Below are 15,007 nucleotides of genomic sequence, written 5' to 3'. Positions count from 1 at the left end.
TACGTCAAACCTCCTCATTTGGGATGGCCTTAGTATGGACACTCGGCAGCGGGATTATTCTCCGGTCTGTTCAGATTCCTGTTTTTCCTCCTCCGCACCGCTCAGCACCCGGGGAATAAAGCGCCGGGCAAAGCGGCCCTTGCCTCTCCCCTTTACGTAGAAATATCCGATGAAGGAAAACACCACCGCGCCCACGAAGTTGACCACCAGGTCCTTCATGGTGTCCAGAATGCCCACGTCCAGATAGCCTCCCACGCCCAGGGGGATCTGCTCTCCGTTTGCCACCACGATCACGTCGGTGATCCCTTTGATGGCCACGGGCGTATTACCCCCGGTGGGGTCCAGCATGACGGAGGAGATGCTGCTGAGCACCGTGTCCTTCTGCATGTCCAGCAGGAACAGCTGGTCCATGGCGCACTCGAAAAATTCCCACAGCACACCGATGGTCATGGAGAAACAGAAGGCCACCAGCGCCAGGAAGAAGGGGGACAGGTCGAAGGTCAGCTTTTCGCTGTCGTTCAGCAGCACCACCAGGGAGAAGCCCACCGCCGCCGCCAGGAAGCCGTTGAGGGTGTGGAGCATGGTGTCCCAGTTGGGGACCTTCACATAGAAGGCGTTGACCTCCCCCAGCACCTCGGCGGCGAAGATGAAGCAGAGAATGGTGATTTCCAGCGCCGGCGGCAGCTCAATGCGCAGCTTCACCTGCAGCCAGCTGGGAATGTAGAACAGCAGAATGGTCAGCACACAGAAGAACATGCCCTCATAGTTGCGGAGCATGGCCTGGCGCACCAGAGCCACAATCACCAGAACGCGCAGCAGGTAGAACACAATGAAGGAGCTTCTGTGCTCCCGCAGCTCCCGGTGCATGGCCTCCTTGAAGGCCAGCTTTTCCCGCTTCTGATGCTGTTTCCGGTCTTGCTTCCGGTTGTTCATGAAAGCCTCCTTTTACAAACGGCACCCGCTTTGCAGGTGCTCCAGCAGCTCTGCCATATCCCGGCAGATGACGGTGGGGGGTGTGGCGCTGACGGCGGCGTCGGCGGCGGTGGCCTCCCCGGTGAGCACCAGGGCGGTGTCCACCCCGGCGTTGACGCCGCAGGCGATGTCGGTGTACAGCCGGTCACCCACCATCAGGGTCTGGGCGGGGGCGTACCCTGTCTGCTCCAGAGCCAGCCGGATCATGGTAGGCTCCGGCTTGCCAATGAACTCCGGCGTCCGGCCGGCAGCGTGAGCAATCAGCTGGCAGATGGCGCCGCAGTCGGGAATGAAGCCAAACAGGGTGGGGCAGGCCAGGTCCGGATTGGTAGCCAGAAAGTCTGCCCCCCGGGAGAGCAGCCGGCAGGCGTTTTCTACCTTTTCGTAGGTCAGCTCCGTGTCGAAGGCCGTCAGCACTGCCGTCACATCGTCATCCGGCCCCTCCCGCAGGTCGAAGCCCGCCTCCCGCAGCTGACGGCGGAAGGACTCCGTGCCTACGGCGTAGTATACGTCGGCGGGAGAGCGGCGGGTGCGCAGGTAGTGAACGGTGGCCTCCACGGCGGTGAGAAAGTCCTTCCGCTCCGCGGGAACGCCCAGTCGGTGCATTTTCTCCAGTCCGGCGTCCACACCCCGGGAGGAGTTGTTGGTGAGGAAGCGGTACTGCCCGCCGGTCTCCCGGACCCACGCCAGAAACGCCGCTGCGCCCGGCAGCAGCTCCTCCTCCAGATAGATGGTGCCGTCCAGATCCAGCAGGAACAGCCGTTTTTCACTCCAGTTCAACACAAAACGCCCCCGTTTATCAATTTACCATGCATTGTAGCACAAAACCGCCCCGCTGTCCACAGGACGGCGGGGCGGTTCCGATTCACTTGAAATATTGGCGGCCAAGGCTCCGGCGGTTTGCCGGTTACAGGCCGATGGAGCCGCCGGTGGAATGGCTGCGGATGCGGATGCAGGCCAGGGTGTAGGACACCTGCAGGCAGCCCCACACCAGCAGCACCATCGCAGAGGGCATCAACCCCAGGCGGAACACAAAGTTCAGCAGAATCATGGCCAGCCACAGGAAGGGGCAGACGCTGTTGGTGACTATAAAGGCCTGATAGGCGGCTTCGCCGATCTCCCGCCGCTCCGCCTCGTCGCAGCTGTCCAGCCACTTTTTCCGGAAGTGCAGGTCATAGACGCTGCCCTGCTTTTCCGGATTCATCTGCCGGACCAGATCGATGACCCGCTGCTGGAACACAACCACCAGAAAAATGGAGGGAATGAAGGCCAGCACAATCCAGATGGGCGCCAGATCCCCGCTGTGGAAAATTCCTGCCGTTGCGGCAGACAGAAAGAAGAAGTCCAGCAGCAGCGTCACTGTGATCAGCAGCAGGGTCCAGTTCAGCCGCCGGTCCAGGGCGTCCATCAGGGCGTCATCCTCTCCGTCCCAGCCGGCGAAATCCCGTTTGGCAGAGCGGTACAGCCGGAAGCCGGTGCCCAGCAGTACCAGGGTGCAGACCGGGATGCCCCAGGGGGATACCAGCCGCAGCGCCGCCGTAACCCCCTCGGCAAAGGCGGCGGACAGGCCGGAGTGGCCGTACCAGCCGGAGAGAAAGCCCAGCACACCGCCCAGGATGGCAGAGCAGAAAATCACCAGAAGGTACCTGGGCAGCGCCTTCCGGTTGTCCTGTTTCACAGAATCACTCATGGGTTTTGTCCTCCTCATAATAAATAAAAATGTCCTCCACCCGGCATCGGCAGATGCGGGCCAGCTTCAGCGCCAGAGTGACGGAAGGGGAGTAGTCTCCCCGTTCGATCTGGCTGATGGTCTGCCGGGAGACGCCGGCCAGCGCGCCCATCTGCTGCTGGTTGACGCCCAGTTGGGCCCGGTATTCCTTCAGCCGGTTGGTAAGCGGCATGTCAGAACCTCCTTTTGACAACTTTTCTTGTCAAATACAGGATAGCATTGACAAGGAAACTTGTCAACAACAATTTGAAAAAGCCGCCGGAAAATTTTCCGGCGGCTTTTGTCCCCGTTTCTCCGAAAGTATTTCAGGTGTTGTCCCGGCTGATGGGCTCCCGCAGCAGCAGGCGGCGGAGGGCCTTGCCGTGGAAGGGGATGAGGGGGTAGAGGTAGCCCCGGCCCGCCAGGGGCCGGGTGGTGGCCAGCAGCACCAGAATGCCCAGCACCCCCAGCACGAAGCCCCACACGTCGAAGGCGGCGGTGACCAGCAGCAGCGCCACCCGCAGCAGCTTGAAGGCGTAGCCCATCTCGTAGCTGGGCTGGGCGAACCCGGCCACCGACACGAAGGCCATGTAGACCAGTACCTCCGGCCCCAGCCACCCGGCCTGCACGGCGAAGTCGCCTAAAATCAGCGCTCCCAGCATGGAGAAGGAGTTGGACAGGGAGTCCGGCGTGTTCAGGGACGCCAGCTTCAGCACGTCAATGAGAAACTCCACCACCAGCAGCTGGGCCAGCAGGGACAGCGACGCCGGCTCCGGGGAGGAGAGAAACTCCAGCCACCGCGGCAGCCGGTTGGGCTCACTGACCATGAGATACCAGGCGGGGGTGATGAACAGGGACAGGAGAAACACCACAATCCGCAGCAGCCGCAGATAGCTGCCCACCAGGGGCGGAAAGTAGTACTCGTTGGCCTCCTGGGTGAAGTCGAAAAAGGTGGTGGGCAGGATCATCACCGAGGGGGAGTTGTCCACAATTACCACAATGTTCCCCTCCAGAATGCTGGCGGCGGCGCTGTCGGGCCGCTCCGTGTAGCGCACCTTTGGGAAGGGGTTGTACCACTGCCTGGGGTAAACGGCCTCCGCCACGCTCTCCTGGCCCATGGTCAACGACCGGGCGGTGATGGCCTCCAGCTTTTTCCGCAGCTCCGAGAGCAGCTGCCGGTCCACCCGGTCCTCCAGATAGCACAGGATGATGTCGGTGTGGGACCGGTCCCCGGCCTTCAGACCCTCCATGGTCAGGTTCGGGTCCCGGATGCGGCGGCGCAGCAGGGCCATGTTGGGCACCGCCGCCTCCACGAAGCCGTCATGGGAGCCCCGGAGCACCTTGCCGTCCGGCGGCTCGCCCACGCCGCGGCCGGGAAACTCCTTGGCGTCGATGAGGGCGCCGCCGGCCAGGCCCTCCGCCAGCAGCAGCGTCTTGCCCGCCAGCACGGAGACGGACAGCTGCTCCGGGTCAAAGCCGACGGTGGTCTCAGAGAAGGTGATATACCGGTCTGCAAAGTCCTGCATTTCCGTCAGCGGGGCCACCGCCTCAGCTGGCAGGGACAGCCAGAAGGCTCCCATCCGCTCCAGAATGGAGTCCTGGCCGTAGCCGTCCACCACCCACAGCCGGGCCTTCCGGCCGCCGATGCGGAAATCCCGGGCCACCATGTCGCAGCTGCGGCCCACCCCCAGCAGCCGGTCCATGCGGGCCACGTTGTCGGCGTATCTCGTTGAGAGCTTTTCCATAGGACACCTCCCCGGTTCTGGAGGGTAGTATGGGCGGTTTTCGGTAAAATATCCCGGCAGGGCGGCGGGAAGAAAAATTGGAAGAGCCTGTGCGGCCGGAAAGACAAAAATCCCCGCCCTCCGGCGGAGGCGCCGGGGGACGGGAACGCTGCTTCGGGAGGGGGGATACGCCTCAGCAGACGGTGCCGCTGTGGGCGCGCATCCACACCTGGGCGTGGCGGATGAACTCCTTTGCCGCCGGAGACGCCCGCTCCATATCGGGCAGCACGATTCCGAAGGTCCGGTAACAGGGCTTGTCCAGCCTCTTGGCGCAAAGCCCGGTGAGATCATGGCCGGCCAGAACCATCTGGGGCAGCAGGCTGATGCCCAGTCCGTTTTCCACCATGGAAATCGCGGTGTTGGCGTCCGCGATGGCGTACTTGATGTTGGGCTTGACCCGGGCAGCCTGAAAGACGGACATGGCCGCGCCCCGGTAGGTCAGGATCATCTCCTCCCGGCCGAAGCGCTCCACCGGAAAGCACTCCGCCCCGGACAGCGGGTGGTCCCGGGGCAGAATGGCCACCATGGGATCGTCCCGCAAGGGGATGCAGTCCATCTTCTCCGGAATCGGCAGCGCGGTGAAGCTCATGTCAATCCGGCCGGCCAGAAGCCAGTCGATGAGAATTTCGCAGTGCTCGCTGTAAATCTCAAATTCAATGTTGGGATGCTGCTGGCGGAAGGTCTTGACCATCTGCGGAATCCAATAGGTTCCGGGAATGGAGAAAGCACCGATTCGCACCTTTCCGGCGGTCAGGCCCCGGAAGCCGGAGGCGATCTGCTGGACCTGACTGTCCAGCCGGCAGATCTCCCTTGCCAGCTCCAGCACCTGTTCGCCGCAGGCGGTCAGCTCCAGCACCTGTTCGCCCCCGGTTGAACAGAGGCACGCCGATTTCACTTTCCAGGGTACTGATGATCCGGCTGGCGCCGGACTGGGTGTAGCCCAGCAGATCCGCCGCCTTTGAAATGCTTTTCAGTTCGGCCACCGTCATGAAGGCCTCGTATTTGCTGATGCTCACAAAGCACCTCCCGGCATGATTTTTTGTCATGCAGCAGTTGATTTTTCACAACTTTACCTTTCCGATTTCCTTAAATTATAATCAATATTGTACAAGAGTCAAGCGTTTCCGGCGGATATCCGGAGTCCGACCGGGCGCGACGAAAGCGGTACAGTTCATGTGATACAGAAGGGAGAAGCCATGATTCAAGCGATTCTGATACTGCTGATTTTTATCGGCGTGGCCTTTTTGATGTTCAAAAACAAACTTCCGACCTTCCTGGCGCTGCTGGTGATGGGCCTTGGCATCGCCGTTGTGGGAGGCGCCCCTCTCATCGGTGAAAACGACATTCTGAATTACGTCATCGGCTCCGGCACGGTCAATATGGCCAGCTCCGTGGCGGCGCTGATCTCCGGCGCCTGGCTGGGGGAGATCCTGATGTCCACCGGCGTCTCCGAGGAGTTCATCTATCAGGCCGCGAAGCTGGCCCGGGGCCGGTCCACGCTTCTGGCCATCATCCTCTCCGGGGCGGTGGTGTTCCTGTTTACCGCCGTCAACGGCCTGGGCGCCGTCATCATGCTGGGCACGCTGGTGCTGCCCATCTGGAAGGCCGCCGGCATTGACGATACCGCCGCCGGCGTCATGATGAACTACTCCAAATCCCTGGGCGGCATGCTGAATCTGGTGCAGTGGAGCGTTTACGCCGGGGCGCTGGGCATCGCGGCGGAGTCCATGAAGCCCTACGGCATCACCGTCCTGATTGTTGGCTCCGTGGGATTGCTGGTGTTCATCTTCCTCAACGTCTATCTGAAAGAGCGCAAAAACCCCACCCGGTTCGACATGTCCGCCCTGGAGGCCGGCCACAAGCCTGTGGGAGCCGGTGTGAAGCTGGGACTGATCACGCCGCTGATTCCCCTGGTGCTGATTCTGGGCTTCAGCTGGCCCATTGTGGCGGCGCTGCTGCTGGCCTGCTTCTACGCGGCCCTGGTCACCTCCGGAAAGCAGCTGATTTCCGTCCTCAACAAAACCGCCGTTGCCGGCTGCAAGTCCGCTGCCCCCTCCATCTGGATTCTCACCTGCATCGGCATTGTCATTCTGGCGGTGAAGACGCCCGGCGTGTCCGCCTGCATGGGCCAGCTGCTGACCAGCATCATGCCCACCTCCCGCCTGGGGTATATCATTCTGTTCTCCGTGCTGGCGCCGCTGAGCCTCTACCGCGGCCCCATGAGCATCTGGGGCATGGGTTCCGGCCTGCTGGCCCTGATCGTCGGGCTGAATGTGCTGCCAGTAGAGGCCGTGCTGGGGGCGTTCATGGCCTGCCATCTCTTTGCCACCGCCGGCGACCCCACATTCTCCCTGCAGATCTGGATTGCGGACAAGTGCCAGATCGAGGCCTTTGACATTACGAAGAAGTCCTTCCTGTACCTCTGGGTTGTTGCCGTCATCTGCATCGTCTATTTCGGATTCTGCTTTGTCTGACGGAGCGCCGGAAATTTACTGAGTAAAATAAAGGAGAACAATCATGGTTGACAAGAAAATCGGTTTTATCGGGGCGGGCACCATGGCCTTCGCCATTATGCGGGGCATGATCAACAAAAACGTGGTGGCTGCGGACAACATCTACATGTACGACATTGCCGCGGAGCGGTTGCAGTCCATCGCGGCGGAATACGGTGTCCACGCGGTGTCCGGCAACAACGAGCTGGCGGACCTGTGCGATATCCTGATTGTGGCGGTGAAGCCCTATGTGGTGGAAAAGGCGCTGGCGGACATGAAGGAGCATCTCCGTCCGGAGCAGATCGTGATGAGCATCGTGGGCGGCTTTTCCACCAAGCGGCTGAAGGCCTGCCTGGAGGGGCGGGCCCGGGCGCTGAAAATCATGCCCAACACCCCCGCCCAGGTCAGCGCCGGCGTGATGCTGATCAGCAATGACAACGACCTGAGCCCGGAGGAGCTGGCCATGGTAAAGGAGCTGCTGTCCTCCAGCGGCCTGGTGGAAACCCTGGACGAGGACAAGCTGTACGCCTTCTCCGCGGTGGGCGGCACGATTCCCGCCTTTGTGGCCATGTATGTGGAGGCGCTGGCCGACGCCGGCGTGCTCAACGGTATGCAGCGGGACATGGCCATCCGGATCGCGGCCCAGTCCGTCATGGGCTCCGCCAAGCTGATTGTGGACACCGGCGTGCATCCGGCGCAGGCCAAGGACATGGTCTGCACCCCCGCCGGCATTACCATTCAGGGTGTTTACGAGCTGGAGAAAATGGGCTTCCGCGGCATCGTGATGCGGGCCTCCACCGCCTCTGCCCAGATGAACAAGGAACTGATGGGAAAATAAGCCGCGAGAAAAGAGGGCCATCACACCGTGATGGCCCTCTTTCGCTGCCTTTTGTTCAGGACAGGAAGCCCTTAAGGATGCAGTCCTCCGCCTCCTCCTCAGTGAGGCCCAGTGTCTCCAGCTTCAGCAGCTGGTCGCCGGCGATCTTGCCGATGGCGGCCTCGTGGATCAGCTGCGCCTCGGTGCAGTTGGCGGCAATCTCCGGCACCGACTGGATGCGGGCGCTGCCCATGATGATGGAGTCGCACTGCACGTGGCCGAAGCATCTGGCGTTGCCCACCACGCAGGGGCGGAACACCTGGGCGGAGTTGTCCTGGGCCACGGACCGGGAGATGACCCGGCCCTTGGAGTCCTCGCCGTTGAGCTCAATGATCATGTCGGAGTCGGCGGTCTGGTCCCCGTGGGTCAGCAGCCGCTCCGTCACCACCGCCTCGGCTCCCTTGCCGCAGACGAACCTGGTGATCCGCTTGGTGGAGTCAATGCCGCCGATCTGCACGGTGTCCATCTGCATGGAGGCGCCCTCCTCCAGATAGACCACGGTCTGGGGGTTCATGATGCGCCCGCCGGTGCCGTCGCCCTCGCCGTAGTGCTTCTCGGAGTAGCGGACGTGGGAGTTTTTGCCGATATAGAAGGTGTGAACGCCGTCGTGGCGGGAGTCCTGGCTGCCGCAGTTGTGAATACCGCAGCCGGCCACGATGTTCACGTCGCAGTTCTCGCCGATATAGAAGTCGTTGTACACCAGCTCCTCAATGCCGGGCTTGGTGATGATGACGGGAATGTGGCAGGTTTCGCCCTTCGTCCCGTCCTTCACCCGGATGTCAATGCCCTGCTTGTCCGTCTTGCCGGTGATCTCAATGTGCTCGGTGCTCTGGCGGCCGTCACAGCCGCAGTCCTTGCGGATGTTGAAGGCGCCCACGGGCTTGCCCACCAGGTCTGCGATTTTTTCCAGCAGCTCCCGGTCAATCTCGTTGTCCATCATCAGGCGTTCCCTCCTCTCGTCAGTACCGGGCAGCCGCCCAGCGTGTCCGTCAGAATCTTGGGCAGGATGTCTTCCGCGGTGCCCCGGTGCTGGATGGCGCCGCCGCCCACCACAATCACCTCGTCCGCCAGGGAGATGATCCGCTCCTGGTGGGAGATGATGATCATGGTGGCGGAGCCGGCAGCGTGGAGCTGCTCAAAGGTCTCGGTGAGCCGGGCGAAGCTCCACAGGTCGATGCCCGCCTCCGGCTCGTCGAAGATCATCAGCCGGGCGTTCCGGGCCAGGATGGTGGCGATCTCGATGCGCTTCACCTCGCCGCCGGAGAGGGACGCGTCCACCTCCCGCTCCAGATAGTCATTGGCGCACAGCCCCACCTTGGTCAGGTACTGGCAGCACCGGTCCTTGGACAGATGGCCGTCGCCGGAGGCGATGGTCAGCAGCTTGCGGACGGTGATGCCCTTGAACCGCGGGGGCTGCTGAAAGCCATAGCTGATGCCGCGGCGGGCCCGCTCGGTGATGCTCAGGTGGGTGATGTCCTCTCCGTTCCACAGGATCTGGCCGCCGGTGGGCTGCACCAGACCCATGATGATTTTGGCCAGGGTGGTTTTGCCGCCGCCGTTGGGGCCGGTGAACACCAGCAGGCGGTGGTCCGGAACGGTGAGGGAGATGTCATTGAGAATGTCCAGCGCGCCGCCGGACTCCTCCTGCACGGAATAGCAGATGTGCTTCAGTTCCAGCATGAAAACATTTATCCTCCTTCAAGGTAGTACAATAGCCCTCTCAATATAGCAGAGAATGACAGAAAATGCAATACGCGGTCACAGCACCATCAGCAGTGTTCCGGCGGTGATGAGGGCGCAGCCCGCCAGGGATTTGGCGGTGAACTGCTCATGGAGGAACACAAAGGCCAGAACGAGGGTAATGACCACGCTGAGCTTGTCGATGGGTACCACCCTGGAGGCGTCGCCCATCTGCAGCGCCCGGTAGTAGCACAGCCAGGAGGCGCCGGTAGCCAGGCCGGACAGAATCAGAAACAGCCAGCTCTTCCGGCTGATGTCCGGCAGGCCGCTCTGGGCGTGGGTCAGGAACACCATGCCCCAGGACATGAACACCACCACAACGGTGCGGATGGCGGTGGCCAGGTTGGAATTGACACCCTCAATGCCCACCTTGGCCAGAATGGAGGTAAGTGCCGCGAACACGGCGGACAGCAGCGCGAAAATCAGCCACATAACAGGACCCTCCCGCAAAATTTGCCCCGTTTCGGGGCTCTGCCCCCATTATAGCGCGTATCCGCCGTTTTTCAACTGTCCCGCCGCTGTTTGCCGGCTTCAGTTTGCCCCGGAACCGGGAAAGACAGTCACCTTGCCGCCGCCGGGGCATAGACTGGTGGCAAAGGAGGCGGTTGCCATGGAAAACGAGCGGCGGGAGACCGCGCCGTACGATTACCGGAAACACGACAAGGTGTGGCAGCGGGTGGCCCCCAGCCTCAGCCCCTATCCCGGCGACGGGCCGCTGACGCCGCCGCCGGAGGAGCAGACGCTGCCCCAGCCCGTGCCCCAGGCCATGGTCCGGCGGGAGGAGGCCCAGCTGCCGGGGGCGGAGCCCAACCCCTGCTGCATGGGCACCCAGGCCCGGGATGACCTGGCGGTGCTGGAGGGCTTTGTGGAGGAGGAGCTGTGCCAGCGGCGGAACCTGCTGTTTCTGTCCCGGCAGGCCCCCGCTGCCGCCCGCCAGCCCCTGCGGGAGGCGGCCCGGCAGGGGGAGGACCGGGCGCGGCGGCTGATGACGGTGTATTACCTCATCACCGGAGCGTGCTTCCGGCCCGCCGTCAGCTGCGGCCCCCTGGCCCGGGGCAGCTACTGCGCCGTCCTGCGGCAGCGGTATCACGAGGCCGCCTGCCAGTGGATGAACTACATCCGGGCGGCGGAGGGCACCGCGGACCCCTGCCTGCAGAAGGTGTTCCGGGAGATGGCGGAGGAGCAGGAGCGGCTGTCCCGGATGCTGACGGAGCTGCTGGGCCGGGCGCTGAACGGGGCTTGCGGACCGGGGGGAACGGGTGTATAATCTCCCCAAAGATCTGCCCCGCCGGGCATTTACAAAGGAGAATCACCATGAAAGACTGCATTTCCAGAGAGGCGGCCCTGGCGCTGCTGAAACAGTATAATTCCGAGCCCTTCCACCTGCTCCACGCCCTGACGGTGGAGGGTGTCATGGGCTGGTACGCCGACACCCTGGGCTATGGGGAGGACCGGGCCTTCTGGGCCACGGTGGGTCTGCTCCATGACATCGACTTTGAGAAGTGGCCGGAGGAGCACTGTCAGAAGGCCCCGGAGCTGCTGCGGGATGGCGGCTGCGGCGAGGAGCTGATCCACGCCGTCTGCTCCCACGGCTACGGCCTGTGCTGCGACGTGGAGCCGATCCACGAGATGGAGAAGGTGCTCTTCGCCGCCGACGAGCTGACGGGCCTCATCGGCGCGGCGGCGAAAATGCGCCCCAGCAAGAGCGTGTGCGACATGGAGGTGTCCTCCCTGAAAAAGAAGTTCAAGGACAAGAAGTTCGCCGCCGGCTGCTCCCGGGACGTGATCAGAACCGGCGCGGAGCGGCTGGGCTGGACCCTGGAGGAGCTGATGGAAAAGACCATTCTGGCCATGCGGGCCTGCGAGGACGCTGTCAACGCGGAGATGGAGACGCTGCAGGGATGACAATAAAAAATGAGACAGCCGGAGGGCTGTCTCATTTTTTTGCCTTTGAGAAGAACCGCGGTCAGCTCTGGCGGGAGAGCCGGGCCTCCTTGGCGGCATGGCGCTTTTCCATGGCGTTGACGCAGACGGTGCCGGCCAGGTCGCCCAGGCAGTTGCCGGTGGTGGTGGCCATGTCGAAGAGGCGGTAGAAGCCGGCCATGATGCCCACGATTTCCACAGGGAGGCCGAAGGTGGAGACGATGGTGGTGATCTTCACGATGCCGCCTCCGGGGATGCCGCTGCCGGCGGAGGAGAGCAGGGTGGCCACGATGATGATGCGCAGCAGGGTGCCGAAATCAAAGGTGATTCCGTTCATCTGGGCGATGAACAGCAGGGTGGTGGTAAAGCCGATGGCCATGCCGTCGCAGTTCATGCTGGCGCCCAGAGGGATGGTGAAGCCGGCGATCTCGTCGGGAACGTCAAAATTCTCCTTGGCGGTTTTCAGGCCAATGGGGATATTGGCGGTGGAGGAGCAGGTGGCCAGCGTGAAGGTCCAGACGGGAACGGCCTTCTTCAGGAAGGTGAAGGGATTCATGCGGGCGAAGAGGATCAGCGCGCCGCCGTACACCAGGAGGACCTGCAGGATGATGGTGATCCAGTGGGTGGCCACCAGGCCGGCCATGGAGGTGAAAATGGCGAAGCCGTAAGTACCGAAGCTGTCCGCCATCAGGAAGAGCACGCCCACGGGGGAGAGCTTGATGACGATGCCCAGGTATTCGGCGATCAGGCTGTTCATGGCGGAGAACCAGCCGATGACGGTCTTTTTGTGCTCCTGATTCTTCATCCGCAGAATGGCGATGCCGAACATGATGGCCATCATCATGGTGGGCAGGACCTCCGCGTTAACGAAGGTGGAGAACATGTTGGAGGAGAACATGCTGGTGAAGAAGGTGGAGATGCTCATTTCCGTGGTGGTCACATCAGAGGTGGCAAGGCCCTCGATGGTGGCCAGGGTGCCGGGCTTGATGATGGAGGAGGTGCACAGGGCGAGGATGATGGCCAGGACGGTGGTGGCGGCGTAGTAGGCGATGGTGCGGACCGCGGTGCGTCCGAACCTCTTCAGATCCTCCTGAGCGCCGATAGCCGTCACCAGGATGCAGAGGATCAGGGGGATCTGAATCATCTTGATGCAGTTGAGCCAGATGGTGCCGATGAATTTGAACTGGCTCATGCTCTTTCCGAAAATCAGACCCAGGGCGATGCCGATGATCATGGCAATGAAGGTCAGCAGGGCGGTGGAGGGTTTCTTATTCTTGTTCACGGTGGGGTTCCCCTTTCTCAGTCGAACGTTTGATCCAGTGCTTTCATAATATCGATGGCCTGATAAAGCTGCTGATCGGTAATGTCCCGGTAGAAGACCATGCGGGCGTGGGTGTCCGTGGACTTGCTCAGCCAGAGGCCCAGCGCCTTTGCCCGCTCAATGAAGTCCTCCACGGAGATGCCGAGGCCCTCGATGTCGATGATCAGGATGTTGGTCTGGGCGCTGCCGATGCGGAAGTGGCGCAGGCCCGCCAGAGCGTCATGGGCGATCCCGGCCCGCCGGTGATCCTCCGCCAGATCGGGAATGTTGTGCCGGAGGGCGTAAAGCCCCATGGCCGCCACAACGCCGGCCTGGCGCATGTTGCCGCCCAGCAGCTTCCGGGTGGCGGAGGCCTCCAGGCAGAAGTCCCTGGTTCCGCACAGCAGGGAGCCGATGGGGGCGCCCAGCCCCTTGGAGATGCAGAACATCACGGTGTCGGCGAAGCGGCAGAGCTCCTTTGCCTCCACGCCCAGGGCCGTGGCGGCGTTGAACAGCCGGGCGCCGTCCATGTGGATGGGAATGCCGGATTCGTCGGCCAGGGCCCGCAGCTCCGCCATGACGCTGACGGGGATGCAGGTGCCGCCGGCTCCGTTGTGGGTGTTTTCGATGCACAGCAGCTTCGGCCGCTGTGTTTTCAGAATGGCGGCGATCTCTGCCGTGTCGGGATAGCCGTCTTTGGTCAGATGGTAGAAAATGGGCCGGATCTGACCGAAACGCGGGTCACAGGTGGCCTTTTCCGTCCGGTAGATGTGCTGTCCGGCGTCCATCAGGACGACGTCGCCGGGACGGCACCGGGTCAGCAGCGCCACATGGTTTCCCATGGTTCCGGAGGGCAGAAAGACGGCCCGCTCCTTCCCGGTCAGGGCGGCGGCGTAATCCTCCAGCTCGTTGACGCAGGGATCGTCGCCCCGTCCGTCGGCATTGAGGCGGCCGGAATCGCCGAAGGACTTGTCCAGAATGCAGGAGAGCATTTCCCGGCCGGGAAGCGTCAGAGTATCGCTTCTGAGGTCGATCATAGGGTGTATCAGTTCCTCCTTTGTTGTCAATATGGCCATAAAACAGGAATCCGCGGTTTTTTGTGAGATCATTAAACGATATTCTTGACAAATAGTCAAATATTGATATAAATATATTTGAATAGATAAATGACTATGTTGGTGATGGAATGTTTCACAACCGGGACTATATTTTTGCCGTATACAAAAACCGCAGCTTTGGAAAAGCCGCGGAGGAGCTGCACATCTCCCAGCCGTCTCTCAGCGCGGCGGTGGCCAAGGAGGAGAAGCTGCTGGGGATGCAGATTTTCAACCGGAAGACCTCCCCCATCTCCCTGACCCCCTTCGGCCAGGAGTATATCCGGGCGGTGGAGAACATTCATGAGATGGAGGAGCACCTGCAGACGCTCTCCTATGAGGACCACGCCCTCCAGAGCGGCAGCATTTCCATCGCTGCCAGCAATCTGGGCATTCCCCATGTGATTCCCAGAGTCATCGCGGAGTTCAAAAAGACGTATCCCCTGGTGGACATCCGGATCATTGAGACCAGCACCTCCGGGGCAAAGCAGATGCTGGACAGCGGGGAGCTGGATCTGTTTGTGACGAACCGGCCCCTGGACCCGGAAAAGTATACCAGGATTGTCTGCGACCGGGAGTGCCTGATCTGGGTGGTGCCCCGGGAGTTCGGGGTGAACCGGGAGCTAAAGGACTTCAGGCTGCGGCCTGAAGAGCTGGGGGACGCTATCTTTTCCATCCCGGAGGAACGGGCGGTTCCCGCCAAGGTCTTTGAGGATGTGCCCTTCATCCTGCTCCATGACACCAACTATCTGCGCCTGTGCGTCAATATTATCTTTCAGGAGAGCGGCGTTGTGCCCAAGGTTGTGATGGAGTTTGAACACTCGGCCAGTTCCTACAATTTCGCCTCCTTCGGCATCGGGGCCACGGTGTTCAGCAACCGCCTTGTGGAGGACCGGGTGGATATCCAGAACCTGTACTTCTATAAAATCCGGAGCCGCTACAGCTGCCGGGACACCTTTCTGTGCTACAGAAAGGGACGGTATGTGACAGCGGCGATGCAGAAGGCGATTGAGCTGATTGTCACCCGGATGCGGGAGGGCACGGGGGGCGCGTGACCCGGGCGGGCAGACCCGATCAGAACAAAAACCCTCCCGGACCGACAGGTCCGGGAGGGTTT

General features: G+C 62.0%; 16 protein-coding genes and 1 pseudogene. 5 read left to right on the top strand and 12 right to left on the bottom strand.

Annotated elements, in window-relative coordinates; genetic code table 11:
• Nucleotides 1-54 precede the first annotated feature (54 nt).
• The 7 genes and pseudogenes from SOX55_RS08990 to SOX55_RS11105 all read right to left on the bottom strand — a co-directional run.
• A complete protein-coding gene (locus SOX55_RS08990) occupies nt 55-933 on the bottom strand; it encodes a hypothetical protein (protein ID WP_325287106.1) in 879 nt (292 codons plus the stop codon).
• A 12-nt stretch (nt 934-945) separates the two neighbouring features.
• A complete protein-coding gene (locus tag SOX55_RS08985) occupies nt 946-1,752 on the bottom strand; it encodes an HAD-IIA family hydrolase (protein WP_325287105.1) in 807 nt (268 codons plus the stop codon).
• A gap of 127 nt (nt 1,753-1,879) precedes the next feature.
• Nucleotides 1,880-2,662 (bottom strand): DUF3169 family protein, encoded by a 783-nt coding sequence (locus SOX55_RS08980; RefSeq protein WP_325287104.1) that lies wholly within the window; start codon nt 2,660-2,662, stop codon nt 1,880-1,882.
• The gene (locus SOX55_RS08975; protein ID WP_325287103.1) at nt 2,655-2,873 is read right to left on the bottom strand and encodes a helix-turn-helix transcriptional regulator; all 219 of its coding nucleotides are present in this window, start codon (nt 2,871-2,873) and stop codon (nt 2,655-2,657) included. The genes SOX55_RS08980 and SOX55_RS08975 overlap by 8 nt, the downstream gene beginning before the upstream one ends.
• A 133-nt stretch (nt 2,874-3,006) precedes the next feature.
• Nucleotides 3,007-4,425 carry a spore germination protein gene (locus SOX55_RS08970; protein WP_325287102.1) on the bottom strand — a complete coding sequence of 473 codons (1,419 nt, stop codon included), beginning with the start codon at nt 4,423-4,425 and terminating at the stop codon, nt 3,007-3,009.
• A gap of 172 nt (nt 4,426-4,597) precedes the next feature.
• Nucleotides 4,598-5,320: a LysR family transcriptional regulator substrate-binding protein gene (locus SOX55_RS08965; RefSeq protein WP_325287101.1), complete on the bottom strand. Its 723-nt coding sequence runs from the start codon at nt 5,318-5,320 to the stop codon at nt 4,598-4,600.
• A gap of 25 nt (nt 5,321-5,345) precedes the next feature.
• Nucleotides 5,346-5,453 (bottom strand): annotated as a pseudogene (locus tag SOX55_RS11105) (LysR family transcriptional regulator); the annotation flags it as partial.
• Between the two features lie 207 nt (nt 5,454-5,660).
• Between SOX55_RS11105 and SOX55_RS08960 the strand changes: the two are divergent.
• Together SOX55_RS08960 and proC are read left to right on the top strand one after the other, a co-directional pair.
• Complete coding sequence (locus tag SOX55_RS08960; protein WP_325287100.1) at nt 5,661-6,938, top strand: hypothetical protein; 1,278 nt, start codon at nt 5,661-5,663, stop codon at nt 6,936-6,938.
• Nucleotides 6,939-6,981: 43 nt separating this feature from the next.
• Nucleotides 6,982-7,794 (top strand): pyrroline-5-carboxylate reductase, encoded by an 813-nt coding sequence (gene proC, locus SOX55_RS08955; RefSeq protein ID WP_325287099.1) that lies wholly within the window; start codon nt 6,982-6,984, stop codon nt 7,792-7,794.
• A gap of 55 nt (nt 7,795-7,849) precedes the next feature.
• Here the strand turns inward: proC and SOX55_RS08950 are convergent, their stop codons facing one another.
• The 3 genes from SOX55_RS08950 to SOX55_RS08940 all read right to left on the bottom strand — a co-directional run bounded on the left by SOX55_RS08950 (nt 7,850) and on the right by SOX55_RS08940 (nt 10,005).
• Nucleotides 7,850-8,773: a SufB/SufD family protein gene (locus SOX55_RS08950; RefSeq protein ID WP_442873618.1), complete on the bottom strand. Its 924-nt coding sequence runs from the start codon at nt 8,771-8,773 to the stop codon at nt 7,850-7,852.
• Entirely contained in the window at nt 8,773-9,513 is a 741-nt protein-coding gene (locus tag SOX55_RS08945) for an ABC transporter ATP-binding protein (protein ID WP_325287098.1), read from the bottom strand. Before SOX55_RS08945 ends, SOX55_RS08950 begins: the two co-directional genes overlap by 1 nt.
• A 78-nt stretch (nt 9,514-9,591) precedes the next feature.
• Complete coding sequence (locus SOX55_RS08940; RefSeq protein ID WP_325287097.1) at nt 9,592-10,005, bottom strand: EamA family transporter; 414 nt, start codon at nt 10,003-10,005, stop codon at nt 9,592-9,594.
• 178 nt (nt 10,006-10,183) lie between these two features.
• On the opposite strand from SOX55_RS08940, the gene SOX55_RS08935 reads away from it, so the two are divergent.
• Nucleotides 10,184-10,840 (top strand): ferritin-like domain-containing protein, encoded by a 657-nt coding sequence (locus SOX55_RS08935; protein WP_325287096.1) that lies wholly within the window; start codon nt 10,184-10,186, stop codon nt 10,838-10,840.
• Nucleotides 10,841-10,887: 47 nt separating this feature from the next.
• Entirely contained in the window at nt 10,888-11,478 is a 591-nt protein-coding gene (locus tag SOX55_RS08930) for a hydrolase (protein ID WP_325287095.1), read from the top strand.
• 61 nt (nt 11,479-11,539) lie between these two features.
• Here SOX55_RS08930 and SOX55_RS08925 read toward each other — a convergent pair whose 3' ends face one another.
• Entirely contained in the window at nt 11,540-12,778 is a 1,239-nt protein-coding gene (locus tag SOX55_RS08925; RefSeq protein WP_325287094.1) for a dicarboxylate/amino acid:cation symporter, read from the bottom strand.
• 17 nt (nt 12,779-12,795) lie between these two features.
• Nucleotides 12,796-13,833: a threonine aldolase family protein gene (locus tag SOX55_RS08920; protein WP_325287093.1), complete on the bottom strand. Its 1,038-nt coding sequence runs from the start codon at nt 13,831-13,833 to the stop codon at nt 12,796-12,798.
• Nucleotides 13,834-13,982: 149 nt separating this feature from the next.
• Between SOX55_RS08920 and SOX55_RS08915 the strand changes: the two genes are divergently transcribed.
• Entirely contained in the window at nt 13,983-14,945 is a 963-nt protein-coding gene (locus SOX55_RS08915; protein WP_325287092.1) for a LysR family transcriptional regulator, read from the top strand.
• Nucleotides 14,946-15,007 lie beyond the last annotated feature (62 nt).

The organism is Dysosmobacter sp. (assembly GCF_034093755.1).
Lineage (GTDB): Bacteria > Bacillota > Clostridia > Oscillospirales > Oscillospiraceae > Oscillibacter.
This window is presented reverse-complemented; position numbering and strand designations above follow the sequence as displayed.